This is a genomic window from Streptomyces sp. NPDC004610, assembly GCF_040609715.1.
Taxonomy (GTDB): Bacteria; Actinomycetota; Actinomycetes; order Streptomycetales; family Streptomycetaceae; genus Streptomyces.
Window position 1 is genome coordinate 46,679 of record NZ_JBEXLA010000002.1, and the last position, 24,147, is coordinate 70,825.

General features: G+C 69.7%; 21 protein-coding genes, 1 pseudogene and 1 riboswitch. Of the genes and pseudogenes, 9 read left to right on the top strand and 13 right to left on the bottom strand.

Annotated elements, in window-relative coordinates:
• The first annotated feature begins 56 nt into the window (after positions 1 to 56).
• Positions 57 to 308, top strand: a complete 252-nt coding sequence (locus ABZX40_RS02335; RefSeq protein ID WP_355749142.1) for a hypothetical protein — start codon at positions 57 to 59, stop codon at positions 306 to 308.
• Here the strand turns inward: ABZX40_RS02335 and ABZX40_RS02340 are convergent.
• The 5 genes and pseudogenes from ABZX40_RS02340 to ABZX40_RS02360 form a co-directional block, all read right to left on the bottom strand.
• Positions 221 to 1,246, bottom strand: a complete 1,026-nt coding sequence (locus ABZX40_RS02340; protein WP_355749145.1) for a ribonucleotide-diphosphate reductase subunit beta — start codon at positions 1,244 to 1,246, stop codon at positions 221 to 223. The genes ABZX40_RS02335 and ABZX40_RS02340 overlap by 88 nt on opposite strands.
• Positions 1,237 to 3,630: a ribonucleoside-diphosphate reductase subunit alpha gene (locus ABZX40_RS02345; RefSeq protein WP_355749148.1), complete on the bottom strand. Its 2,394-nt coding sequence runs from the start codon at positions 3,628 to 3,630 to the stop codon at positions 1,237 to 1,239. Before ABZX40_RS02345 ends, ABZX40_RS02340 begins: the two co-directional genes overlap by 10 nt.
• Before the next feature lie 126 nt (positions 3,631 to 3,756).
• A riboswitch (cobalamin riboswitch) is annotated at positions 3,757 to 3,913 on the bottom strand.
• A gap of 45 nt (positions 3,914 to 3,958) precedes the next feature.
• Positions 3,959 to 4,204 (bottom strand): annotated as a pseudogene (locus ABZX40_RS02350) (GNAT family N-acetyltransferase); the annotation flags it as partial.
• A 243-nt stretch (positions 4,205 to 4,447) separates the two neighbouring features.
• Positions 4,448 to 5,206, bottom strand: coding sequence for a GntR family transcriptional regulator (locus ABZX40_RS02355; RefSeq protein ID WP_355749151.1), 759 nt, complete (start codon positions 5,204 to 5,206; stop codon positions 4,448 to 4,450).
• Positions 5,207 to 5,311: 105 nt separating this feature from the next.
• Entirely contained in the window at positions 5,312 to 6,460 is a 1,149-nt protein-coding gene (locus ABZX40_RS02360; RefSeq protein ID WP_355749154.1) for a helix-turn-helix transcriptional regulator, read from the bottom strand.
• Between the two features lie 353 nt (positions 6,461 to 6,813).
• Here ABZX40_RS02360 and ABZX40_RS02365 point away from each other — a divergent pair, with 353 nt between their 5' ends.
• The gene (locus tag ABZX40_RS02365) at positions 6,814 to 7,008 is read left to right on the top strand and encodes a hypothetical protein (RefSeq protein ID WP_355749157.1); all 195 of its coding nucleotides are present in this window, start codon (positions 6,814 to 6,816) and stop codon (positions 7,006 to 7,008) included.
• A 145-nt stretch (positions 7,009 to 7,153) separates the two neighbouring features.
• Here the strand turns inward: ABZX40_RS02365 and ABZX40_RS02370 are convergent, their stop codons facing one another.
• From ABZX40_RS02370 to ABZX40_RS02380, 3 genes are all read right to left on the bottom strand, one after another.
• Positions 7,154 to 7,351 (bottom strand): YbdD/YjiX family protein, encoded by a 198-nt coding sequence (locus ABZX40_RS02370; protein ID WP_355749185.1) that lies wholly within the window; start codon positions 7,349 to 7,351, stop codon positions 7,154 to 7,156.
• Between the two features lie 100 nt (positions 7,352 to 7,451).
• Positions 7,452 to 9,611 (bottom strand): carbon starvation CstA family protein, encoded by a 2,160-nt coding sequence (locus tag ABZX40_RS02375; protein ID WP_355749159.1) that lies wholly within the window; start codon positions 9,609 to 9,611, stop codon positions 7,452 to 7,454.
• A 200-nt stretch (positions 9,612 to 9,811) separates the two neighbouring features.
• Positions 9,812 to 10,576, bottom strand: a complete 765-nt coding sequence (locus ABZX40_RS02380) for a GntR family transcriptional regulator (RefSeq protein WP_355749162.1) — start codon at positions 10,574 to 10,576, stop codon at positions 9,812 to 9,814.
• Positions 10,577 to 11,021: 445 nt separating this feature from the next.
• On the opposite strand from ABZX40_RS02380, the gene ABZX40_RS02385 reads away from it, so the two are divergent.
• The 4 genes from ABZX40_RS02385 to ABZX40_RS02400 all read left to right on the top strand — a co-directional run bounded on the left by ABZX40_RS02385 (position 11,022) and on the right by ABZX40_RS02400 (position 15,708).
• Positions 11,022 to 12,305 (top strand): extracellular solute-binding protein, encoded by a 1,284-nt coding sequence (locus tag ABZX40_RS02385; protein ID WP_355749165.1) that lies wholly within the window; start codon positions 11,022 to 11,024, stop codon positions 12,303 to 12,305.
• 98 nt (positions 12,306 to 12,403) lie between these two features.
• Positions 12,404 to 13,378, top strand: a complete 975-nt coding sequence (locus tag ABZX40_RS02390) for a sugar ABC transporter permease (RefSeq protein WP_355749168.1) — start codon at positions 12,404 to 12,406, stop codon at positions 13,376 to 13,378.
• Complete coding sequence (locus tag ABZX40_RS02395; protein WP_355749171.1) at positions 13,375 to 14,205, top strand: carbohydrate ABC transporter permease; 831 nt, start codon at positions 13,375 to 13,377, stop codon at positions 14,203 to 14,205. The genes ABZX40_RS02390 and ABZX40_RS02395 overlap by 4 nt, the downstream gene beginning before the upstream one ends.
• A gap of 9 nt (positions 14,206 to 14,214) precedes the next feature.
• A complete protein-coding gene (locus tag ABZX40_RS02400) occupies positions 14,215 to 15,708 on the top strand; it encodes a glycoside hydrolase family 3 protein (protein WP_355749174.1) in 1,494 nt (497 codons plus the stop codon).
• 214 nt (positions 15,709 to 15,922) lie between these two features.
• On the opposite strand, the gene nagB is transcribed toward ABZX40_RS02400, so the two are convergent.
• Complete coding sequence (nagB, locus tag ABZX40_RS02405; protein WP_355740653.1) at positions 15,923 to 16,708, bottom strand: glucosamine-6-phosphate deaminase; 786 nt, start codon at positions 16,706 to 16,708, stop codon at positions 15,923 to 15,925.
• 234 nt (positions 16,709 to 16,942) lie between these two features.
• Between nagB and ABZX40_RS02410 the strand changes: the two genes are divergently transcribed.
• Complete coding sequence (locus ABZX40_RS02410; RefSeq protein WP_355740651.1) at positions 16,943 to 18,019, top strand: SIS domain-containing protein; 1,077 nt, start codon at positions 16,943 to 16,945, stop codon at positions 18,017 to 18,019.
• A 566-nt stretch (positions 18,020 to 18,585) separates the two neighbouring features.
• Positions 18,586 to 20,052, top strand: coding sequence for a PAS domain-containing sensor histidine kinase (locus tag ABZX40_RS02415; RefSeq protein ID WP_355740685.1), 1,467 nt, complete (start codon positions 18,586 to 18,588; stop codon positions 20,050 to 20,052).
• Positions 20,053 to 20,256: 204 nt separating this feature from the next.
• Here ABZX40_RS02415 and ABZX40_RS02420 read toward each other — a convergent pair whose 3' ends face one another.
• Positions 20,257 to 20,514 carry a WhiB family transcriptional regulator gene (locus ABZX40_RS02420; protein WP_003992873.1) on the bottom strand — a complete coding sequence of 86 codons (258 nt, stop codon included), beginning with the start codon at positions 20,512 to 20,514 and terminating at the stop codon, positions 20,257 to 20,259.
• 322 nt (positions 20,515 to 20,836) lie between these two features.
• Positions 20,837 to 21,805 carry a diacylglycerol kinase family protein gene (locus tag ABZX40_RS02425; RefSeq protein WP_355740649.1) on the bottom strand — a complete coding sequence of 323 codons (969 nt, stop codon included), beginning with the start codon at positions 21,803 to 21,805 and terminating at the stop codon, positions 20,837 to 20,839.
• Positions 21,806 to 21,965: 160 nt separating this feature from the next.
• Between ABZX40_RS02425 and ABZX40_RS02430 the strand changes: the two genes are divergently transcribed.
• Positions 21,966 to 22,418, top strand: coding sequence for a hypothetical protein (locus tag ABZX40_RS02430; RefSeq protein ID WP_355740647.1), 453 nt, complete (start codon positions 21,966 to 21,968; stop codon positions 22,416 to 22,418).
• A 42-nt stretch (positions 22,419 to 22,460) separates the two neighbouring features.
• On the opposite strand, the gene ABZX40_RS02435 is transcribed toward ABZX40_RS02430, so the two are convergent.
• Entirely contained in the window at positions 22,461 to 23,603 is a 1,143-nt protein-coding gene (locus ABZX40_RS02435) for an RNA polymerase sigma factor SigF (protein ID WP_355740645.1), read from the bottom strand.
• Positions 23,600 to 24,013, bottom strand: a complete 414-nt coding sequence (locus tag ABZX40_RS02440) for an anti-sigma factor (protein ID WP_015657891.1) — start codon at positions 24,011 to 24,013, stop codon at positions 23,600 to 23,602. The genes ABZX40_RS02435 and ABZX40_RS02440 overlap by 4 nt, the downstream gene beginning before the upstream one ends.
• Positions 24,014 to 24,147: the final 134 nt, after the last annotated feature.

Below are 24,147 nucleotides of genomic sequence, written 5' to 3' on the forward strand. Positions count from 1 at the left end.
GGCGTACGGCAGTCCTGCCACTGTTGGTAAGGAGTATCCGACAGGACACTGATGTCATGACTAGCGCACAGACAGAAGGACTCCTCGGCATGCTGGCCGTTCTCGGCATCCTGCTCCTCGTGATCCTCCCCGCGCTGATCGGCGCGGTGCGCGAGGGGCGCATCGACCGTCAGCTCAGGGAGGCCGAGCGAGGGGAGGACCGACCGGCGGACCGGGACCCTCAGAAGTCCTCGTCCAGGTCCACGGTGCCCTCCACCGCCACCTGGTACGCCGAGGGCCGCCGCTCGAAGAAGTTGGTCAGCTCCTGAACCCCCTGGAGCTCCATGAAGGAGAAGGGGTTCTCGGAGCCGTAGACCGGCGCGAAGCCCAGCCGGGTCAGCCGCTGGTCGGCGACACACTCCAGGTACTGCCGCATCGACTCGGTGTTCATCCCCGGGAGGCCGTCACCGCACAGGTCGCGCGCGAACTGCAGCTCGGCCTCGACGGCCTCCCGCAGCATGCCGACCACCTGCTCCTGGAGCCGGTCGTCGAACAGCTCCGGCTCCTCCTTGCGGACGGTGTCGACCACCTCGAACGCGAAGGACATGTGCATGGTCTCGTCGCGGAACACCCAGTTGGTGCCGGTGGCCAGACCGTGCAGCAGACCCCGGCTGCGGAACCAGTAGACGTAGGCGAAGGCCCCGTAGAAGAACAGGCCCTCGATACAGGCGGCGAAGCAGATCAGATTCAGCAGGAACCGCCGCCGGTCCGAGGCCGTCTCCAACTGGTCCAGCTTCTCCACCGAGTCCATCCAGCGGAAGCAGAACGCGGCCTTCTCCCGGATGGAGGGGATGTTCTCCACCGCCGCGAAGGCGGCGTTGCGGTCCTCCGGGTCGGGGAGATAGGTGTCCAGCAGCGTCAGATAGAACTGGACGTGCACGGCCTCCTCGAAGAGCTGCCGGGACAGATACAGCCGCGCCTCGGGTGAGTTGATGTGCTTGTAGAGGGTCAGCACCAGATTGTTCGCCACGATCGAGTCGCCGGTCGCGAAGAAGGCGACCAGCCGGCCGATGAGGTGCTGCTCGGCAGCGCTGAGCTTCGCCAGATCGGCGACGTCCGAGTGGAGATCGACCTCCTCGACCGTCCAGGTGTTCTTGATGGCGTCCCGGTAGCGCTCGTAGAAGTCGGGGTAGCGCATCGGCCGGAGGGTCAGCTCGAACCCGGGGTCGAGCAGGTTCTGGCTTCGGTGGGTGGACATTACTGGCATGCCTCGCAGGACTCGGGGTTCTCCAGGGAGCAGGCGACGGCCTCGGGGTCGGCGGCGGCCTGCTGGAGGGGGATGGACTGCTCGGGGCGGCTCTGCCCCTGGGCGGCGCGCGCGATCCGGGTCGCCGGACGCGAGCGCAGGTAGTACGTGGTCTTCAGCCCCTGCTTCCAGGCGTAGACGTACATCGAGGAGAGCTTCCCGATGGTCGGCGTCTCCAGGAACAGATTCAGCGACTGGGACTGGTCCAGATACGGGGTACGGGCGGCGGCCATGTCGATCAGACCGCGCTGCGGGATCTCCCAGGCGGTCCGGTACAGCCCCCGCACCTCCTCCGGGATCCACCCGAAGCCCTGCACCGACCCATTGGCCTCGCGCAGCGCCTCCCGGGTCCGCGCGTCCCACACCCCCAGGTTCTTCAGATCCTGCACCAGATAGGAGTTCACCTGGAGGAACTCACCCGACAGCGTCTCGCGCTTGAACAGGTTGGACACCTGCGGCTCGATGCACTCGTACACCCCGGCGATGGAGGCGATGGTCGCGGTCGGGGCGATGGCCAGCAGCAGGGAGTTGCGCAGCCCGGTGACGGCGATACGTTCCCGCAGCGCGGCCCACCGCTCGGGCCAGGCGGTGGTGACCCCGTAGTGGTCGGGGTGCAGCACCCCTCGGGCGGTACGGGTCTTCTCCCAGGCAGGCAGCGGGCCGACCCGCTCGGCGAGATCGGCGGACGCCTCGTACGCGGCCAGCATGATCCGCTCGGCGATCCGGGTGGACAGCGCCTTCGCCTCCGGCGAGTCGAAGGGCAGCCGCAGCTTGAAGAAGACGTCCTGGAGGCCCATCGCGCCCAGGCCGACCGGCCGCCAGCGGGAGTTGGAGCGGCCCGCCTGCTCGGTCGGGTAGAAGTTGATGTCCACGACCCGGTCGAGGAAGGTCACGGCGGTACGGACGGTCTCGTCCAGCCGCTCCCAGTCGATGTCCCCGGTGGCCTGGTCGACGAAGGCGCCGAGATTGACCGACCCGAGATTGCAGACGGCCGTCTCGCCGTCGTCCGTCACCTCCAGGATCTCCGTGCAGAGATTGGAGGAGTGGACGACCTGGCCGGGCTCGGCGGTCTGGTTGGCGGTGCGGTTGGCGGCGTCCTTGAAGGTCATCCAGCCGTTGCCGGTCTGGGCGAGGGTGCGCATCATGCGCCCGTACAGATCGCGGGCGGGCAGGGTCTTGCGCGCCAGCCCCTTCGCCTCCGCCGCCCGATAGGCCGCGTCGAACTCGTCCCCCCACAGATCCACCAGCTCCGGCACATCCGCCGGGGAGAACAGCGACCAGACGCCGTCGGAGTCGACCCGCCGCATGAACTCGTCCGGCACCCAGTGCGCGAGATTCAGATTGTGGGTACGCCGGGCATCCTCACCGGTGTTGTCGCGCAGCTCCAGGAACTCCTCGATGTCGGAGTGCCAGGTCTCCAGGTACACCGCCGCCGCGCCCTTGCGCCGCCCGCCCTGGTTCACGGCGGCCACCGAGGCGTCCAGCGTCTTCAGGAACGGCACGATCCCGTTGGAGTGCCCGTTGGTGCCCCGGATCAGCGAACCGCGTGACCGGATCCGGGAGTACGACAGCCCGATGCCGCCGGCGTGCTTGGAGAGCCGGGCGACCTGGTGGTAGCGGTCGTAGATGGAGTCCAGCTCGTCCTTGGGGGAGTCGAGGAGGTAGCAGGAGGACATCTGGGGGTGGCGGGTGCCGGAGTTGAAGAGGGTGGGGGAGGAGGGGAGGTAGTCCAGCCGGCTCATCAGCCGGTAGAGGGCCGCCACCTCGTCCAGCGCGCGGACGGTCCCGTCCTCCGCCAGCCCGGCCGCCACCCGCAGCAGGAAGTGCTGGGGGGTCTCGATCACCTTGCGGGTGATGGGGTGGCGCAGCAGGTAGCGGCTGTGCAGGGTGCGCAGCCCGAAGTAGCCGAAGAGGTCGTCGGCGGTCGGATCGATGAGGCCGTCGAGCCGCTCCGCGTACGTCTGTACGAAATCGTGGGTGCGGTCGGCGATCAGGCCCTCGCGGTGACCGGTCGCCACCGACCCGGTGAAGGTGGTGACACCCTGCGAGGCGGCCTCGGCGGCGATGGTGAGGGTCAGCAGCCGGGCGGCCAGCCGGGAGTAGGCGGGGTCCTCGGAGATCAGCCCGGCAGCGGCCTCGGTCGCCAGCTCCCGCAACTCCGCCTCGTCCGCGCGGGCGGAACGGCCCCGCAGCGCGGCGGCGGCCACCCGGCCGGGGTCGGCGTCGGGGAGGTCGGCGGTCAGCGTCGTCAGCGTCCGCAGGAGGGCGGTTCCGGGACCGTCGGGCTCCGTGGCGGTAGCCGCGGGGGTGACTGCTGAAGCCGGGTCTGCTGGCGCGATCGTCACGTGGGGCTCTCCCTCGCTCGGCACGGGGCCTCGGGGAGGGCAGGGGGCGGTGACGCACGAGCGCGGGTACGCGTCGCGTCCACCGGCCCATTCCACGAGGCCCGGACGTCATGGCACCCGGGCCGGGTGGCCGGGCGCACTGTCGGCAGGTCCTCGGACTGGCCATGGCGTGCTGACACGGGGCTGGATGGCACCGCGAATACGCACATGTACACCGTTGCGGGACAGTTCCGGATTCGCACCGGATTCCCCTGCGGCGACAGCGAGCATGAGCATACATGTAGTGCCCGGTCGCCGTGTCACCCCCAGATGTTGTGTCGCGCCGGTTTCACAGTGTCAACTCGTAGGTGAGAAGAGTGAGGTCGTCCAGGTGCGGCACGGGATTCCAGTCCCGGTGCGGGGTACGGACGAAACCGAGCCGTTCGTAGAGGCGGTGGGCGGCGTGCATCCCGCTCTGCGTGGACAGCACGATGCGCTCCGCGCCGGGGCGAGCGATGCAGGCCCGGACGAGGGCCTCACCGATGCCGTGACGCCGGGCTTTGGGCGCGACGGCGAGGATGCGGATCTCGGCCTCGTCGCTCGCGGCGGCGGGCGTCCCGCCGGGTGCGATGAAGATCACGGTGTCGGCGGCTCGGTCGGGAACGCCGGTGCGTGGGGGTGGGATGCCGGGTGCGGGTCGTGGTGGGCTGGTCGCGCAGTTCTCCCCCAGAGGGGGCACCCCCACCCCCAGAGGGGGCACCCCCAGCGCCCCTTAGGGGGGTGGGGGTGCTCGGCGTTCAGAGGGTGGCTGGTTGGGCCCGTGGGCGCCGTCTCCTCGTCAGGACCGGTCGACCCCGAACTCGTACGCGACTTCCCAGCGCACGTTCGGCACGGCGATGTCCGCCGTCTCGATGGGGCGTCCGTCCGTGTCGTAGTAGGTGCGCTCGATCGTGAGCAGCAGGTCGCCGAGGTTGATGCCGAGCAGGTTGGCCTGTTCCTGGGTGGCGCGGCCGGGGCGCGGGATCTCGACGGCGGTGTCGATGACGACACCGAGGGACCGCATGCGCTCGACCACCCCCATGCCCGCGAGCGGACCCATCTCGGGGAGTACGACCGGAGTGCCGTCCGTGATCGCCATGGGCTCCCACGACTCGGAGAGCTGGACCGGCTGACCGTCGCCGAGGAACTCGTACCGTGTGAAGACGCAGAGGTCTCCGGGCTCGATGGCCAGGCGCTCCGCGATGCGTTCCGGGGCGGGGGTGCGGGCGGCGCTGTGCGCCTCCCAGGTGCCGGTCCTGCCCTGCTCCTTCATGTCGGCGCGGAACGGTGAACCGCCACGCCGTTCGCGGTGGCGGGAGCGGACCATACGGAGCCGTGGGCGTGGCTTGCGGACGTACGTCCCTGATCCGGCGCGGCCTTCCAGGAGGCCCTCGATGATCAGGCGGTCGACGGCACGCTGGGTGACGTTCCTGCCCACGCCGTACTCGTCGGCGAGCTGCGCGCGCGAGGGCAGGCGCTCACCGACGGCCCATTCTCCGGCGAGGATGCGGGCGCGCAGGACGTTGGCCAGGTCAAGGTGGGGGGCCTCTTGGGGCATGGTGGCTCTCTGGTTTCCCTTGGCGGTCGGGTAATTCACTCTCGTCGGCTCACGCAAGCGGCGGGCCGGATTCTGTCCCGTGGCTTCCACGAACGTGGGCGGGCATCAGATGCAGTAGGGGTCTTCCGCTATCGAGGATTCGATCTGTTCCAGAGCGTCTCGTAGACCGCTGGGAACAGCGCGCAGTGTTCTGCCGTAGCGGGCCGTTCTGGTCAGTAGTCGGAGGGTGCGGGCTGAGGATGTCTCGCCGATGACCGGGACGATCGACGTGGCCAGTTCCTCGGCCTCCTGCCACGCCTCCACTCCCAGATAGCAGGCCAGGAGGCGGACCCCGGAGATACCCCGGTATCCCACCTTGGCCCCCGCTTCCTGGCGCACGGCTCTTTGGAGGTAGGGAATCCCCTTCTTCCACTCTCCCCAGTCCTGGAAGGCGAATCCTTGATGCCCGTCGATTTCGTCCGCAGTGATCCACCACGCCCACATCGGGTCGTTCTCCCGTTCGCTCTCCTGGAGGAGGGAGCGGGCATGGGCGAAGGACCGGGTGGCCTCCGCTTCCTGCCCCGAGCCGGACAATCCCTTCGCCTCACGCACCCTGAAGATCGCTTCGACGCGCGGCGAGATCCCGGATCTCTCGATGATCGACCGCGCGATGGCCAGTTCCTCGCGGGGTCGCCCCACCCATCCGGCCTGCATCGCCATGTTCTGGAGGATCAGCAACTCGATGGATCGGTCACCCGAGAGCTGTGCCAGGAACAAAGCCTCCTGATTGAACCGGCGGGCAGCCGCATGTTCCTCGGCGTCGAAGAGGGCCCATCCGGCGACCTCGGCCAATTCGGCCGCCGCTGCCTGGATGTCGTGTTCATTCGCGCCGTCGTAGGCGTCTTCCCCCAGACGGCGATGGACCTTCTTGAATGATCGGGCCGCCACATCCGCGATGGGCAACCCGTTCATCTCATTGTCGAGCGCGACCAGATGCCGGGACATATCCCGGATGCTGAGTGCCAGATCCTCGCCTCTCTCATCACGGGGGAGGGGGAGGCCGGCCGGGGCGGGAGCCAGTATCGACGCCAGTTCTTCCGGCTCGACTTCCAGCAGCGATGCCATCCTCGGCCATTGATGCGGGTGCGGATCGACTTCCCCGCGTTCCCAGCGCTGCACCGTACTGCGATCCACGCTCAACGCCTCGGCAAAGCGTTCCTGGGTGTAACCGCTCGACTTCCGGCGCTGCGCCAAGCGCTTCCGCTTGCCTGCCATGACCGCACTCCATCCGGCTGTGGTCTGCCTTGGTGAGCGTACCCAGTGAAGCCAAAGCGCAGCCTTGGTGCGGCAGTTGTGCAGTGGTGGCGGCCCAGCTCCTCCGATTGGCTTTTACGACACGTAAAGACCCCCGCGACGCGGCGAACGTCCGGGGGCGTGGCCACCAGCCAGTAGGAGCTGATGACAGTGAGCATTATCCATACGCTCTCGAAGTGGGCGCTGTCCTTGTTACTCCCAGGCCCCGGCAAGCGCCGCGCCGGTGTCTGTCCCGTCTGCGGGAACCCCGCGTCGCGCGGGCGCGTCCCCGCACCCTTGTCCACGCCCCGCATCCCCGCCCAACGGACCCCCCGATGAACGCCGGTACCCCGCCCCCGCCCGGACAGTCCCGGATGACCATCGAGACGTACCGCGTCCGCCCCGACGGCGAGCGCACCGGCCACACCCCGCAGCGGACCTACCGCCCCGGCCCCGGCCCACTCCTCCTCCTCGACCCCCTCCGCTGGCCACCCTGCCGCTGCCCCCGCTGCCGTACCGGGGACCAGTAGCCCCCCACCCATCCGGCCGGGACCTCCTCACCCCGGCCGGACCACCCCACCCAGGGCCGCTGGGGGTGCCCCCTCTGGGGGAGGAACTGCGCGACCCACCACAACGGACCCGCACCCGACCCCGTACCGACACCACCCCCACCCCTCAACAACACCGAAACCCCTCCCGGGGATCCGCCTCCGCCCGCTCCACCCGCATCCGCTCGAACTCCCTCCGCGTCGGCACCTCCGCCTCCGCGTGCCCCTTCCTCAGATGCGCGCAGTACCGGTCGTACGCCGACTCGTCCGTCAGCTCCCGCAGATACCACCGCACGCCCTCACCGATCCGCCGCGACAGCCGCACGCCCCCACCGACCCACCGCGACAGCCGCACGCCCCCACCGATCCACCGCGAGACCCGCACGCCCCCACCGATCCATCGCGACACCCCCACCCCCACCCCCTCACCGATCCACCGCAGTACCGACCCCCGCACGCTCCGCCTCCTCCCTCTCCCTCATCTCCGCCTTCTCCTCCTTCGTCGCGAACAACCCGTCCGGCGCCACAATCCTCGACTCGACATACGCCGCCTCGCTCAGCGTCGACAGAGCCGGGCGGCGGACATGCCGCACGCACACCCTCCCCGCGTCGATCAGCACCACGATGATCAGCAGGGCCAGCGCCGCCGTCAGCACCCCGTCCACCGTCGAGTTCATGACCACCGTCCGCATGTCGTCCATGCTCTTGGCCGGGGCCAGCACCTCGCCCCGGTCGATCGCGTCCTGGAAGATCTGGCGCTGCTTGAAGAAGCCGACCTTGGGGTCGGACGAGAACACCTTCTGGTAGCTCGCGGTCAGCGTCACCGTCACGTCCCACACCAGCGGCACACCCGTGATCCACGCCCACTTCAGCCGCCCGGACTTCACCAGCAGCGTCGTGCACACCGCCAGCGCCACCGCCGCCAGCAACTGGTTGGCGATGCCGAAGACCGGGAAGAGCTGGTTGATACCGCCCAGGGGCTCATGGACACCGACCCAGAGGAAGTAGCCCCACAGGCCGCACACGATCGCGCTCGTCACCACCAGCCCCGGCTTCCAGCTGATGTTCCTGAAGGGCCGGTAGACGTTGCCCAGCATGTCCTGGAGCATGAAGCGGCCGACCCGGGTGCCCGCGTCCAGCGCGGTCAGGATGAACAGCGCCTCGAACATGATGGCGAAGTGGTACCAGAAGGCCCGTAGCCCCCCGCCCGTGACCTGGGAGAAGATCTCCGAGACCCCGACCGCGAGGGTCGGCGCACCGCCGGTCCGGGACAGCAGCGACGACTCCTCGACGTTCTTCGCCGCCTGCGCCAGTTCCTCCGGCGAGATGGAGTAGCCCCAGCCGGCCACCGCCTGGGACGCGCTCTCCACCGTCGTGCCGATGACCCCGGCGGGGGCGTTCATCGCGAAGTAGAGGCCCGGGTCGATGATGCTGGCCGCGACCAGCGCCATGACCGCCACCGACGACTCCATCAGCATGGAGCCGTAGCCGATCATCCGGACCTGCGTCTCCTTCTGGATCATCTTCGGCGTCGTACCGCTGGAGATCAGGGCATGGAAGCCGGACAGCGCGCCGCAGGCAATAGTGATAAACACAAACGGGAACAACGAACCCGCGAAGACCGGCCCCTCCCCGTTCGAGGCGAACGGCGTCACCGCGTCCATCTTCAGCGTCGGCATCGCGATGATCACGCCCAGCGCGAGCAGCACGATCGTGCCGATCTTCATGAACGTCGACAGATAGTCGCGCGGAGCGAGCAGCATCCACACCGGCAGGATCGACGCGATGAAGCCGTACGCCACCAGCCAGATCACCAGCGTGGAGGGGGCGAGGGTAAAGGTGTCGGCCCAGGAGGACTCGGCGACCCAGCGGCCCGCGATCAGCGCGAAGAGGAGCAGGGCCACGCCGATCACCGACACCTCGACCACCCGGCCGGGGCGCAGCACCCGCAGATAGAAGCCCATCAGCAGGGCGATCGGGATGGTCATACCGATGGAGAACGTGCCCCACGGGGACTCGGCCAGCGCGTTGACGATGACCAGCGCCAGCACCCCGAGCAGGATGATCATGATGGCGAACGCGGCGAGCAGCGCCGCCGCCCCGCCGAACGGGCCGATCTCCTCCCGGGCCAGCTGCCCCAGCGAGCGGCCGTCGCGGCGGGTGGAGAAGAAGAGGACGACCATGTCCTGCACCGCGCCCGCGAAGATCACCCCGACGATGATCCAGATCGTGCCCGGCAGATACCCCATCTGCGCGGCGAGCACCGGGCCGACGAGCGGACCGGCCCCGGCGATGGCCGCGAAGTGGTGGCCGAGCAGGACGCGGCGGTCGGTGGGGTGGTAGTCGATGCCGTTGTCGAGGCGTTCGGCGGGGGTGGCCCGGGTGCGGTCGGCCCGCAGCACCTTGTACAGGATGAACTTGGAGTAGAAGCGATAGGCGATCGCATACGAGCCGAGGGCCGCCGCGACCATCCAGGCCGCGGAGACCTCCTCGTCCCGGGAGAGCGCGAGGACCGTCCAGCCGGTGGCTCCGACCAGCGTGACCAGGGTCCAGATGACGATGGAGCGGGCATTCGCTGTGCGCACGGGTCGTCCTCCCGTCGTGTGCGATGACGGGAGGACGCTACGACAGCTGTGTGAGGCGCGCTACGGCGTGAACGGCCGTGTCGGGTAAGGGGATTGTGTAAAGCGGACGTATGGGCCTACGCTGCGGCCCGCCCGGGTGTGGAACCCCGTCGGCCACGGCCGGACGCCGTCGCCGCGTACGGTCACCCCCGTAGGACGTCCTACGCCTCCGGCCGCTTCAGTCGCGCGACGAACTTGTACCGGTCACCCCGGTACACCGACCGCACCCACTCCACCGGCTTGCCGTCGCGGTCGACGGAGTGGCGGGAGAGCATCAGCATCGGCAGACCCACGTCGGTGCCCAGCAGTCCCGCCTCGCGCGGAGTGGCGAGCGAGGTCTCGATGGTCTCCTCGGCCTCGGCGAGATGGACGTCGTACACCTCGGCGAGGGCCGTGTAGAGGGAGGTGTACTTGACGAGGCTGCGGCGCAGGGCGGGGAAGCGCTTGGCGGAGAGGTGGGTGGTCTCGATGGCCATCGGTTCGCCGTTGGCCATGCGCAGCCGCTCGATGCGCAGCACCCGGCCGCCGGGGGTGATGTCCAGCAGTCCGGCGAGGCGGTCGTCGGCGGTGATGTAGCCGATGTCCAGGAGTTGAGAGGTGGGTTCCAGCCCTTGGGCGCGCATGTCCTCGGTGTACGAGGTGAGCTGGAGTGCCTGGGAGACCTTCGGTTTGGCGACGAAGGTGCCCTTGCCCTGGATCCGCTCCAGGCGCCCCTCGACCACCAGTTCCTGGAGCGCCTGGCGGACCGTGGTGCGCGAGGTGTCGAACTCGGCGGCGAGCGTGCGCTCCGGCGGCACCGGGGTGCCGGGAGTCTGCGTCTCCGTCATGTCGAGCAGATGCTTCTTCAGGCGGTAGTACTTGGGCACACGCGCGGTACGGACGGTCGCCCCACCCTCGTTCTCCGCACTGCTGACGTCCGTGGTCATGCTCTGCCTTCCCGGCTCCGGATGCCGAAGCGACCGGCACCCGCCGGCCGCGGCTCACATCGTGGCACGGCTTTCTCTGCGCGTGGACACTCGTGGTCGGCCCGATCGCCTCCCCCGTGGTCCGTCGCAGGTCCGTGATCTCCTCTGTATACCTTCGTGACCCTCGTTGGTCTAGTCCATCACGACAGGATCACGCAGGTGGTATGCCCGCAGTGGTACGTCCGATACGTGGCTTGCGCAATGAAAGGTCTCTGCATATCTCGGTGTCATCACGGACACCGAGAGGGCCGATGAGCACCCTTGACAGGCCAATTGGTCTGAGCCAAGCTCCCCGTACTGGTCTACACCATTGGTCCAGGTCCCGGCCCCATTGACGGTACGCACGGCGTTTCGACGAGCACCGCGGGGAGGCAGGGGGGTTTGTGGCATCCCTGAGGAGGGTGGCGTGAAGCGCAAGCTGATATCCGCGATCGGTGTCGCGGCGATGATGGTTTCCATCGCGGCGTGCGGGGGCGACAGCGGCAGCGGCAGTGAGGGTGGCGACAGTGCCGCTCCCGGCGACTACGCGGGGCAGGAGCTGACCGTCTGGGTGATGGACGGTTCGTCCCCCGACGACTGGCAGGCGGAGGTGGCCGCGGCCTTCGAGACGAAGACCAAGGCCAAGGTCAACTTCGAGGTCCAGCAGTGGAACGGTATTCAGCAGAAGCTGACCACCGCCCTGTCCGAGGAGAACCCGCCGGACGTCTTCGAGATCGGCAACACCCAGACCCCGGCCTACGCCAAGACCGGCGGCCTCGCCGACCTGGCCGACCTCAAGACCGAGATCGGCGCCGACTGGACCGAGGCGCTCAACAACTCCTCCGTCTACGAGGGCAAGCAGTACGCGGCTCCCTGGTACTTCGCCAACCGCGTGGTCCTCTACAACAAGAAGGTCTGGGCGGACGCGGGGATCACCACCACCCCGAAGACCCGTGACGAGTTCTACGAGAACCTCCAGACCATCGGCGAGGAGACGGAAGCCGAGCCGATCTACCTGCCCGGCCAGAACTGGTACCACTTCGTCGGCCTGGTGGTCGGCGAGGGCGGCGAACTGGTCAAGCAGGACGGCGACAAGTGGGTCTCCAACCTCGACTCGCCCGAGGTCGCCGCCGCCGCGGAGACCTACAAGAAGTTCCAGGCCCTGTCCGAGGCCCCCAAGGACAAGGACGAGGCCACCCCGCAGCAGGGTGAGGTGTTCGCCGAGGGCAACGTCGGCGCCTTCATCGGCATGGGCTGGGAAGCCGGCATCGCGATCGAGGCCAACGCCGAGATCGAGGAGCAGATCGGCTACTTCACCATCCCGGGTCCGACCGCGGACAAGCCCGAGGGTGTCTTCCTCGGTGGCTCCAACCTCGCCGTCGCGGCGGGCAGCCAGAAGCAGGATCTGGCCAAGGAGTTCATGAAGATCATTCTCTCGGACGAGTTCGAGGGCAAGCTCGCCAAGGCCAACGGCGTCATCCCCAACAAGGAGTCGCTCCAGTCCAACCTGGCGGGCAACGCCGCCGCCGAGGCCGCCGCGCCGGCCGCCGCGGGCGGTGGCACCACGCCGCTGATCGCCGAGTGGGCCGCCGTCGAGAACGCGCCCAACCCGATCAAGACCTACCTGACCGCTGTGCTGAACGGTAAGACCCCGGCCGAGGCCGCCGCCCAGGTCGAGGGCGAGTTCAACAAGCGTCTGTCGCAGGAGTAGTCGCACCAGCGCTCCCGCGCTCAAGCCGGGGCGGGGGCGGTCCGCGGACCGTCTCCGCCCCGGCGAACGTACGTAGGTCTAGAAGAGAGATCGCGAGCATGACCGTGCAGACCGAACGGCCGCCCTCGGATCAGGTGCCGATCCGCAAGACGCCGACCGGCGGGCCGGGCAGACCACCGAAACGCGCCGGTGACTATCTGCCGTACCTGCTGCTGGCGCCCGCAGTCGTGGCCACCGTGCTGCTGCTGGGCTGGCCGCTGCTGAAGGACTTCCTGCTGTCCTTCCAGAACCTCAATATGGCGCAGCTCATCCAGCGCGTCACCGAGTGGAACGGCTTCGACAACTACAAGGAGACCCTCACCGGAGAGGACTTCTGGCGGGTCACCGTTCGCTCGATCCTGTTCACGGCGGTCAATGTCGCCCTGATCATGGTGCTCGGCGCACTCATCGGTCTGCTGCTCGCCAAGCTGGGCAAGAAGATGCGGATCGTGCTGATGGTCGGTCTGGTGCTGACCTGGGCGATGCCCGTGGTCGCCGCCACCACCGTCTACCAGTGGCTGTTCGCCCAGCGCTTCGGTGTCGTCAACTGGGTGCTGGACAAACTCGGCTGGCACTCCATGGCCGACTACAGCTGGACCAGCAGCCAGATGTCGACGTTCTTCGTCGTCACCGTGCTGATCGTCTGGATGTCCATCCCGTTCGTCGCGCTCAACCTCTACGCGGCCACCACCACCATCCCGGGCGAGCTGTACGAGGCCGCGGCCCTGGACGGAGCCGGCGCCTGGCGCAGCTTCCGCACGGTGACCATGCCGTTCCTCTCCCCGTTCCTCTACGCGACCACGTTCCTTGAGGTCATCTGGGTCTTCAAGGCGTTCGTGCAGGTCTTCACCTTCAACGGCGGCGGCCCCGACCGGCTCACCGAGATCCTGCCCGTGTACGCCTACGTCGAGGGTGTCGGCAACCAGCACTACGGCATGGGTGCCGCGATCGCCGTACTGACCATCCTGATCCTGCTCGGAATCTCCGCGTACTACCTGCGGCTCGTGCTCAAGCAAGAGGAGGAGGAGCTGTGAAGCGCTCGCTCTTCGGCCGTGTGTGGCCCAATGTCACCGCCATCATCCTGTTCATCGGGTTCGTCTTCCCCGTGTACTGGATGTTCTCCACGGCGTTCAAGCCGACCGGTGACATCATCTCCGAGGACCCGGTCTGGTTCCCGACCGACTTCACCTTCAAGCACTTCTCGACCGCGGTCTCGGCGGACAACTTCTGGACGTTCGTCGCGAACTCCTTCATCGTCACCGGCCTCGCGGTCTCGTTCTCGCTGCTGATCGCGCTCGCCGCGTCCTTCGCCCTGGCCCGGATGCGGTTCAAGGGGCGGCGCGGCTTCATCATCGGCTTCATGATGGCGCAGATGGCGCCCTGGGAAGTCATGATCATCGCGATCTACATGATCGTCCGGGACGCGTCGATGCTGAACAGCCTGGTCCCGCTGACGCTCTTCTACACGATGATGATCCTGCCCTTCACCATCCTGACGCTGCGCGGCTTCGTCGCCGCGGTGCCCAAGGAGCTGGAGGAGTCGGCGATGGTCGACGGCTGCACCCGCGGCCAGGCGTTCCGCAAGGTCATCTTCCCGCTGCTCGCGCCCGGTCTGATGGCCACCTCGATGTTCGGCTTCATCACCGCCTGGAACGAGTTCCCGCTCGTCCTGGTCGTGAACAAGGAAGCCCACGCGCAGACCCTGCCGCTGTGGCTGAGCAGCTTCCAGAGCGTCTTCGGCAACGACTGGGGCGCCACCATGGCCGCCTCCACGCTCTTCGCGATCCCCATCCTCCTCCTCTTCCTCTTCCTCCAGCGCAAGGTCGTCGGCGGCCTGACCGCGGGCGCCGTGAAGGGATAACGCCATCCGATGACGACCATCGCCAGCGAGCCCGACACCCTCACACGGGACGCGCTCACCGTTCTCCAGCCCGGCTTCCCCGGCACCACCGCCCCCGACTGGCTGCTCCGCCGGCTCGGCGAGGGCCTCGCCTCGGTCGGCCTGTTCGGCCGCAACATCGCCTCCCCCGAGCAGCTGACCGCCCTCACCGCGCAGTTGCGCGCCGAGCGCGACGACGTCCTCGTCGCCATCGACGAGGAGGGCGGTGATGTCACCCGGCTGGAGGTCCGCACCGGCTCCTCCTTCCCCGGCAACCACGCCCTCGGCGCGGTGGACGACACCGCCCTCACCCGGGACGTGGCCTATGAACTCGGCCGCCGTCTCGCCGAGTGCGGCGTCAACTTCAACTGGGCGCCGTCCGCCGACGTCAACTCCAACGCCGACAACCCGGTCATCGGGGTCCGCTCCTTCGGGGCCGACCCCGCCCTGGTCGCCCGGCACACCGCCGCCTATGTCCAGGGGCTCCAGGCGGCGGGCGTCGCCGCCTGCGTCAAGCACTTCCCCGGGCACGGCGACACCGCCGTCGACTCCCACCACGCGATGCCCCGCATCGACGTGGACGCCGAGGTCCTCGCCGCCCGCGATCTCGCCCCCTTCCGGGCCGGGATCGCGGCCGGCTCCCTCGCCGTGATGAGCGCCCACATCCTGGTCCCGGCCCTGGACCCGGACCGCCCGGCAACGCTGTCACCCGGCATCCTCACCGGTCTGCTCCGCCGCGAACTGGGCCATGAGGGCCTCATCGTCACGGACGCCGTGGAGATGCAGGCCATCTCCGGCACCTACGGCATCGAGCGCGGCACCATCCTCGCCCTGGCCGCCGGTGCCGACGCGATCTGTGTGGGCGGCGGCCTCGCCGACGACGAGACGGTCTGGCGGCTGCGGGACGCCATCGTCGCCGCGGTCCGCTCCGGCGACCTCCCCGAGGAACGCCTCGTGGACGCGGCGGAACGGGTACGGGGGCTGGCGCGCTGGACGCGGGACGCCGCGAGCGGCTCCGCCGAGGGCTCGGTCCCCCGGGACATCGGGCTGACGGCCGCGCGCCGGGCGGTCCGGGTGACGGCGGCTGCGGAGGAAGGTTTCTCCCCGGTGACGGCGGCGCCGTACGTGGCGCTGTTCTCGCCGGTCGCCAATATCGCCGTGGGCGACGAGACGCCGTGGGGGCCGGTGGCCGACCTGGCGGAGCTCCTGCCGGGCACCGAGTCGGGGACGTACGCCGGTCCCGGCGCGGCGGGGGAGATCCTCGCGGCGGCGGGGGCGCGTCCGCTGGTGGCCGTGGTCCGGGACGAGCACCGGCACGCGTGGATGTCCGACGCGGTGACCGAGCTGCTGGCGTCCCGCCCGGACACGATCGTGGTCGAGATGGGCGTCCCCCAGTCCCCACCGAGGGGCGCGCTGCATGTGGCGACGTATGGCGCGGGGCGCGTCTGCGGGAGGGCGGCGGCGGAGGCGATCGTGGGGGGTTGAGGCTGCGTTGCCGGGTGCGGGTGGTGGGGGTTGCTCGCGCAGTTCCCCGCGCCCCTTGGGGGCTGGCGTCGGCTGCAACGTCCTTAGGGGCGCGGGGAACTGCGCGACCAGCCACGACGCACCCGCACTCGCGCAGCAAGCCGCACCACCCCATACGAAAGCGCCGGTCACTCCGACTTCTTGGAGTGACCGGCGCTTTCGGTGATCCCGATCCTTAAATCCCCTGCCACGCAGGCTTGTTCGAGAAGGCGTGGCGGAAGTAGTCCGCGAACTTCAGCTTCGACGCCGCAGCCTCGTCGACGACAACCGTCGCCCGCGCGTGCAACTGAAGCGCCGACGCCGGACACACCGCCGCCACCGGCCCCTCCACCGTCGCCGCCACCGCGTCCGCCTTGCCCTCACCCGTGGCCAGCAGCACCAGATGCCGCGCCTCCAGGATCGTCCCGATCCCCTGGGTGATCACATGGTGCGGGACCTGCTCGATGTCCCCGTCGAAGAACCGCGCGTTGTCCACCCGGGTCTGCTCGGTGAGGGTCTTGATCCGGGTCCGCGACGCCAGCGACGAGCAGGGCTCGTTGAAGCCGATGTGCCCGTCCGTCCCGATCCCCAGCAACTGGAGATCGACCCCGCCGGCCGCCCCCAGCGCCCGGTCGTACGCCTCGCACGCCGCCGGGATGTCCTCGGCCGTGCCGTCCGGCCCCAGGAATGCGTCCATCCCGATCCCGAGCGGCTCCAGCACCTCGCGCCGCAGCACCGACCGGTACGACTCGGGATGCTCGGCCGGCAGCCCCACGTACTCGTCGAGCTGCGCTATCCGCGCCCGGGAGACATCCACGGCCCCGGACCGCACCTTCGCCGTCAGCGCCTGGTAGACGGGCAGCGGCGTCGAGCCGGTGGCCACCCCGAGCAGGGCGTCCGGCGTGCTCCGCAGCAACTGCGCCATGGCCTCGGCGATCAGCTCGCCGCCCGCCGCGGCGTCCGGAACGATGACAACTTCCACGCTGGGCCTGCCGTTCTGAAGAGAGGAATCGGGGGACTCGAAGGAAGACGCGGAGAACTCGGCGTCGGGCCGTGTGGTTTAGACCAATCTATCAGGGATCGGCCCGCCGTCCCAGGTCGATGTGCGCCGTCGCGCGCGCCGCGCGTGGCACCATGACGCCACCGTGGGCCCCCGCCGCGGACGCCGGGCAGAGGGCCGACGCACGCCCCCGCCCCGCCCCCGGAGGAGCCCCCTATGACCGCCGCCAGCACCCCGGCCGCCCCCCGGGGCGACGCCCCCGGCCGGATCATGGCCCGCGAGATGGCCGAGCAGCCCGCGGTGCTGCGCCGCATCCTCGCCGAGGGCGCCCCGGCGATCCGCCGCATCGCCCGGGAGATCGCCGCCCGCAGGCCCCGCTTCGTCCTGCTGACCGCCCGCGGCACCTCCGACAACGCCGCCCTCTACGCCAAGTACCTGCTGGAGATCCGGCTCGGGCTGCCCTGCGGGCTCACCTCCATGTCCACCACCACCGCCTACGGGGCCCGCCCCGACCTCACCGACGTCCTGGTCGTCATCGTCAGCCAGTCCGGCGGCTCGCCCGACCTCGTCGCCTCCACCCGCGCCGCCCGCGAGGCCGGTGCGATCACCCTCGCGGTGACCAACAACCCGGACTCCCCGCTGGCCGCGGTCTCCGAGTACCACATCGACATCCTGGCCGGTCCCGAACGCGCGCTCCCCGCCACCAAGACCTACACCGCCTCCCTCCTCTCCCTCTACCTCTTCGTCGAGGGCATGGGCGGCGGCGACGGCGGCGCCGCCGAACCGCTCCCCGACCTCGCCGCGCAACTCCTCGCCCGCCATGACGAGATCCGCGCCCTCGCCGCCCGCTACCGCTTCGCCGAGCGCATGGTCATCACCTCTCGCGGCTACGGCTACCCCACCGCCAAGGAAGCCGCCCTCAAGCTGATGGAGACCAGCTACATCCCCGCCCTCTCCTACTCCGGCGCCGACCTCCTGCACGGCCCGCTCGCCATGGTCGACAACGTCTCCCCGGTCATCGCGGTCGTCACCGACGGCAAGGGCGGCGAGGCCCTCCAGCCCGTTCTGGACCGGCTGCGCGGCCGGGGCGCCGACCTGGTGGTCATCGGCCCCGCCGACCGGGCCCGCGGCGCCTCGGCCGGTTTCGTCCTGCCCACCGAGGGGGTCGCCGAGGAGGTCCAGCCCGTACTGGAGATCATCCCGCTCCAGCTCCTCGCCTACGAGGTCACCATCGCCCGGGGCCAGGACCCCGACGCCCCCCGCGCCCTGGCCAAGGTCACCGAGACCCGCTGACCCCCCGCCCGCGACGGGCCGGGGGCGTCCGCCGAAATCGCCGTGAATATCAGGCCCCGCGGCCGACCTCCCCGGGTTAGGCTGCGTGGCGTCAACAATCAACAGGCTCCAACAATTCGCCGCCCCCGACTCATGGACACGCGGAGTGGTCTAGTCCACAATGCTGTCAGCGGGGAATTCCGCGCGGTGGTGACCCGGCCGGCCGCAGGGCCGCCGACACCGCCCGCCGCACAGCGCACGGCAACTGCAAGGCCCACAGCACCAGCAACGCCAATCGCACACAAGCCTCCGTCCTCCCCGCACAGGAGGACGGACCGAGGAACCGGTGCTCTCTGCCCTGACTGCTCCGGCTCCTCATCCATCGGCCGACCGGGACCGCACACCCCGCGGCCGTTGTTGCTCCGGGCTGCGGTGCCGGGAGGGTTGAGGGTCCCTCCCAGGCGCCGCGGCCCGCGGGTGTCTCCGGCCCCCTCCGCCCACCCCGCGGGCCGAATATGACCCCATGGCGCAGGGCCGGACATTCAGGGGCCCCTCAGACCCCCAGGTACGCTCACAGCGTGCCCTCCATGAACGAGCTGGTCCGCCAGCACACCGCCCTCGACGACTCCGACCTGGAGTGGCTCCATCTGCTGGTCTCGGAGTGGCAACTGCTCTCCGACCTCTCCTTCGCCGACCTCGTTCTGTGGGTCCCCACCCGCGACGGCACCCGCTATGTCTCGGTCGCCCAGATGCGCCCCAACACCGGCCCCACCTCCTACCAGGACGACATGGTCGGCCACCTGGTCCCGCGAGGCCGCCGCCCGATGCTGGACGCGGCGCTCGACGAGGGCCGGATCGTGCGCGAGGGCGACCCCGAGTGGCGCGAGGAGGTCCCGGTCCGCGTCGAGTCCATCCCCGTACGGCGCAACTCCCGGGTGCTCGGCGTCATCGCCCGCAACACCAATCTGCTCACCGTGCGCACCCCCAGCCGGCTGGAGCTGACCTACCTCCAGAGCGCCTCCGACCTCGCCCAGATGATCGCGGCCGGCGCCTTCCCGTTCGCCGACCAGCAGGTCGACATGGACGCCTCCCCGCGCGTCGGCGACGGCCTGATCCGCGTCGACGCCGACGGAATCGTCCAGTACGCCTCCCCGAACGCGCTCTCCGCCTACCACCGCATGGGCCTCGCCGCCGACCTCGTGGGCCACCACCTGGGCCGGACGACCGCCGAACTCGCCCCCAGCCGGGGCCCGGTGGACGAGGCCCTCGCCAAGGTCGCCAGCGGCTGGGCCCCCCGCTCCTTCGAGATCGAGGCCCGCGACGGCGTCATCCAGTTCCGCACGATCCCGCTCAAGCCCAAGGGCACCCGCACCGGTTCCCTGGTGCTGCTCCGGGACGTCACGGAACTGCGCCGCCGCGAGCGCGAGTTGATCACCAAGGACGCCACCATCCGGGAGATCCACCACCGGGTGAAGAACAACCTCCAGACGGTGGCCGCCCTGCTGCGCCTCCAGGCCCGCCGGATCGAGTCCGAGCGGGGCCGCGCGGCCCTGGAGGAGGCGGTCCGCCGGGTCGGCTCGATCGCCATCGTCCATGAGACGCTCTCCCAGAACCTGGACGAGCGGGTGGAGTTCGACGAGATCGCCGACCGGGTGGTCGCCATGGTCGCCGAGATCTCCCCCGGCAAGGTCACCGGCCGCCGCTCCGGCCGCTTCGGCATCCTGGAGGCGGAGGTGGCCACCCCGCTCGCCATGGTGCTCACCGAGGTCCTCCAGAACGCCCTGGAGCACGGCTTCACGGAGGGCGAGACGGGCACGGTCGAGGTCTCCGCGGTCCGCGGCGGCACGACCAAGCAGACCCGGCTGCTGGTCACGGTCCAGGACGACGGGGTGGGCCTGCCGCCCGGCTTCGACCCGCACACCTCGGGGAACCTGGGCCTCCAGATCGTCCGGACGCTGGTGGAGGGCGAGTTGGGCGGCACCTTCGACATGGTCCCGGCCCCGGAGCGCGGCACCCAGGTGATCCTGGACATCCCGGTCCGCGCGCACAAGTGAACAAGCACAAGTGAACAAGCGGTAAGGGAACAAGGGTGGTCCGCCGGGGCACCCTCGGGCGCCCCGGACAGCAAAGAACCCCGGACCGTGGAACGGTCCGGGGTCAGTGCGCATCGGGGGTACTGCGCGCTGCGGCTCGGGGGCGGGAGTTGCGTACGCGCTGTACGCGCCGCCAAGCTCAGGCTGTTGTGCGGGGTGGGTAGGTCAGGCGGATGCCTGACGGGCCCGGTTGCGGGCGGCGCGGCGCTTCATGGCACGGCGCTCGTCCTCGCTGAGACCACCCCAGACGCCGGAGTCCTGACCGGACTCAAGCGCCCACTGCAGACACTGCTCGATCACCGGGCAGCGGCGGCAGACGGCCTTGGCTTCCTCGATCTGCAGCAGCGCAGGACCGGTGTTGCCGATGGGGAAGAAGAGCTCGGGGTCTTCCTCGCGGCAAACGGCGTTGTGACGCCAGTCCATGGCTGCTACCTCTCCTTGGGTATTACGTGCTGATTGCTTGTGAATGTGAACGCTTTCACGAATCCCTCAACAAGGGAAGGGCCGACCGTCAGGTTTCCCTGGCGTGGTCCTGTGGGTTTGAAGAGGGGTTCCGGTGATCTGTGGAGGCCGGTGGTGCGGGCCGTCTCGATCGCCACGTAGAGACTCGCAAACCTCAGCGGCGGATACAACCCCTTCTGGAAAGTTTTTTTTGATTCCTCGGTGTCGACTAGGTCACAGCCGTACTTCCATGGGGTGGACCCTGGTCTAAACGTTCGAGTGAAAGGACTTTAGCCCCTTCTGCTCACACAATCACACGCAGTGCACGGCGTACGCCTGTGAACGTCACGCTGGTACGGAGCCCGAGGTGGTCACCGTCCATCTGAAGCGGGAGCGGGACCTTCGAATGCAAGGTGAACCCGTCCAGATCGTGCAGTGAGAGGGCGTGCTTCCCATGGGGTCCCCGCTCGGGGGACGAAGTGAGCAATTGCGTGCCATATCGGGCGACCGCGGCGGTGGACAACCGGCTGAGACCGAATACGTCGAGCCCGGTATCGAACGACGCCTTAGGCGATGCGTACATCGGGCGATTGCCCAGGAAGGTCCAGGGGGCGGTGTTCGATGCTATGCACACCACCAGATCGGACACCGGATCCTCACCGGCCCGCTCCAAGGTGATGGAACCGTGCCGCCGGCTCGGCTCGCCCAGGAACTGGCGGACCACCTGGCGGACATAGAGCGCGTGGGTGGATCTTCTGCCGCGCTCGCGCTGCTGCTCGACCCGGCCGACGACACCCGCGTCGAAGCCCAGCCCGGAGTTGAAGGTGAACCAGCGCGGGGGCACCGACTCGTCCTCGGTGCCGGGGGTGCCGGAGGTCAGGCCGAGCCCGATGGTGCGCTCGCCGCCCTCGCGCAGCGCGTTCAGCAGGGCGCCGGTGGCCTCGACGGGATGGTTGGGCAGATCCAGGGCGCGGGCGAAGACATTGGTGGAGCCGCCGGGGACCACCGCGAGACCGGGCAGCCGCTCCGGGTCGGGGCCGGCGTGCAGCAGGCCGTTGACCACCTCGTTGACCGTGCCGTCGCCGCCGAGGGCGACCACCAGATCGATGTTGCCGCTGTCCGTGGCCTGCCGGGCGAGGTCCCGGGCGTGGCCGCGGTACTCGGTGGTGACGGCCTCCAGCTTCATCTCGCTGGCGAGGGCGTGGATCAGCACATCGCGCGTGCGCGCACTGGTGGTGGTTGCCGCCGGATTGACCACGAGAAGTGCACGCATGGGTGGCAGCGTACCTACTGGGGGGTACCCGATCCCAGTGCGCGGGGGAGGGGGCGGGTGCGCGGGGCCCGGCCCCGGCATGATCCGGACGACCGTGATCCGGACGACGGGCCCAGGGGCCGCACCGGGTGCCGTACCCCCCGAGGGCTACCCTGCTGGGGTGAGCAGTGAGCGCAATCCCACCCCCGAAGCCACCGGACCCCGGCCCCGCCGGCTGACCTACGCGGCGGCCCTGACCGGGCTTGAGGGGCTCGCGCTGCTCATCGGCGGCGCCTGGATCCTCGTCCTCGGACTCACCGGCCACCCGGACGACCGGCAGCAGGCCGTCACCGGCGGTGTCACCCTGATCGTGCTCGCGCTGCTGCCGCTGCTCGCCGCCCGGGGGCTGCTGGCCCTGCGGAGCTGGAGCCGGGGCCCGGCCGTGATCACTCACATCATCGCCCTGCCGGTCGCCTACAACCTGCTCCAGACCGACAGCGCCGCCATCCCGGCGGGAATCGCGCTCGGGGTGACGGCGGTGCTGGGGCTGTACTTCCTGGTCAACCAGGAGACGACCCGCGCGCTGGGCATCCGGGGGCCGGGAGCGGTGGCGGACGAGGCGGAGCGGAAGTAGCGCCCGGTCCCGGGTCCGCCCCCGCCGCCTACTCCTCGCCGCCTACTCCTCCACCAGGAGCTTCTCCCGGAGCTGGGCCAGTGTGCGGGCCAGGAGCCGGGAGACATGCATCTGGGAGATGCCGACCTCCTGGGCGATCTGCGACTGGGTCATGTTCCCGAAGAAGCGCAGCAGCAGGATCCGCTTCTCGCGCGGTGGGAGATCCTCCAGCAGCGGCTTGAGGGACTCCCGGTACTCGACGCCCTCCAGCGCCTCGTCCTCCGCGCCCAGGGTGTCGGCGACCGCCGGGGACTCGTCGTCGGTGTCGGGGACGTCCAGGGACAGCGTGGAGTACGCGTTGGCCGATTCCAGGCCCTCCAGGACCTCCTCCTCGGAGATGGCCAGCTTCTCGGCCAGCTCATGGACCGTGGGGGAGCGGCCGTGCAACTGGGACAGCTCCGCCGTGGCCGTGGTCAGCGCGAGCCGCAGCTCCTGGAGCCGGCGGGGCACCCGGACCGCCCAGCCCTTGTCCCGGAAGTGCCGCTTGATCTCGCCCACGACGGTCGGGGTGGCGTACGTGGAGAACTCCACGCCGCGCTCCGGGTCGAAGCGGTCGACCGACTTGATCAGCCCGATCGTGGCGACCTGGGTGAGGTCGTCCAGCGGCTCGCCGCGGTTGCGGAACCGGCGCGCGAGGTGCTCCACGAGCGGGAGATGCATCCGCACCAGCTGATTGCGCAGCTCCGCGTACTCCGCGCTGCCCTCCGGCAGTTTGCGCAGCTCCAGGAACATCGCCCGCGCCCCGCTGCGGTCCTGGGGGTCGTGCTGCCCGGCCGGTCTGCTCGGTGCCGTCTGCGCGGCCTGTGCCGGTCGTACCGGCTGTCCGGGGTCTCGCTCGTGCTCGCTCATCGTCCCGCCCGTTGCCCTTCCCCGCGCCCGCGCGTCAGCCCGGGTGGGGGACACCCCGCTCCGTCGCGAAGACGTGCTCCGCGCGGCACCTTCCTGATTCGTGCGTTCCTCGCCCGGGGAGCCGGCCGGTCCGGTGCCACCGGAGACGTCCTCCGGGTGCGGCCGGGCCTGCTCGGGGATGGCGTCGATGCCCTCCGCCATGGGCCGGGAGCCACCCGGGGCACCCTCGGCGCCCTGGGCGGCAAGCTCCCGTGTGCCGCGCTCGTCGTCCCGCACCGGCCCGTCCCCGTCCTTCACGCCGGCCCGGGTCCCGCGCCGCGCTGTTTGTACAGGCTGATGGACACGGTCTTGTCGTCGTCCACGGCGGAGGAGACCTTGCCCGCGAGGGCGGACAGCACGGTCCAGGCGAAGGTGTCCCGCGAGGGGGCGTGACCGTCGGTGGTCGGCGCCGAGACGGTGACCTCCAGCGAGTCGTCGACCAGCCGGAAGACGCAGCTGAGCACGGAGCCCGGCACGGCCTGCTGGAGCAGGATCGCGCAGGCTTCGTCCACCGCGATCCGCAGGTCCTCGATCTCGTCCAGGGTGAAGTCCAAACGGGCCGCGAGGCCGGCCGTGGCCGTCCGCAGCACCGACAGGTAGGCACCCGCGGCCGGCAGCCGGACTTCCACGAAGTCCTGGGTCGCGGGCTCGCCTGCGATCTGGGACACCCTCACCTCCAAGGTGGTACAAGCTATTCGGGGCCGAGGGTCGCCCCCCGGGGGTAACGCGATGGGTCGTTCAGCGGTGACGCTATCGCGCTCTCAACAGTCCTGTCCCCGGGACCCCATCCCCTTGCCGTCAC

Bases quoted from the DNA above. Each gene is read 5' to 3' on its own strand.
- ABZX40_RS02390 (WP_355749168.1), top strand. From the start codon at position 12,404: ATGACCGTGCAGACCGAACGGCCGCCCTCGGATCAGGTGCCGATCCGC.
- ABZX40_RS02415 (WP_355740685.1), top strand. From the start codon at position 18,586: ATGAACGAGCTGGTCCGCCAGCACACCGCCCTCGACGACTCCGACCTG.
- ABZX40_RS02355 (WP_355749151.1), bottom strand. From the start codon at position 5,206: ATGCCCCAAGAGGCCCCCCACCTTGACCTGGCCAACGTCCTGCGCGCC.
- ABZX40_RS02340 (WP_355749145.1), bottom strand. From the start codon at position 1,246: ATGCCAGTAATGTCCACCCACCGAAGCCAGAACCTGCTCGACCCCGGG.
- ABZX40_RS02400 (WP_355749174.1), top strand. From the start codon at position 14,215: ATGACGACCATCGCCAGCGAGCCCGACACCCTCACACGGGACGCGCTC.
- ABZX40_RS02425 (WP_355740649.1), bottom strand. From the start codon at position 21,805: ATGCGTGCACTTCTCGTGGTCAATCCGGCGGCAACCACCACCAGTGCG.
- ABZX40_RS02420 (WP_003992873.1), bottom strand. From the start codon at position 20,514: ATGGACTGGCGTCACAACGCCGTTTGCCGCGAGGAAGACCCCGAGCTC.
- ABZX40_RS02380 (WP_355749162.1), bottom strand. From the start codon at position 10,576: ATGACCACGGACGTCAGCAGTGCGGAGAACGAGGGTGGGGCGACCGTC.
- ABZX40_RS02360 (WP_355749154.1), bottom strand. From the start codon at position 6,460: ATGGCAGGCAAGCGGAAGCGCTTGGCGCAGCGCCGGAAGTCGAGCGGT.
- ABZX40_RS02410 (WP_355740651.1), top strand. From the start codon at position 16,943: ATGACCGCCGCCAGCACCCCGGCCGCCCCCCGGGGCGACGCCCCCGGC.
- ABZX40_RS02335 (WP_355749142.1), top strand. From the start codon at position 57: ATGACTAGCGCACAGACAGAAGGACTCCTCGGCATGCTGGCCGTTCTC.
- ABZX40_RS02365 (WP_355749157.1), top strand. From the start codon at position 6,814: ATGAACGCCGGTACCCCGCCCCCGCCCGGACAGTCCCGGATGACCATC.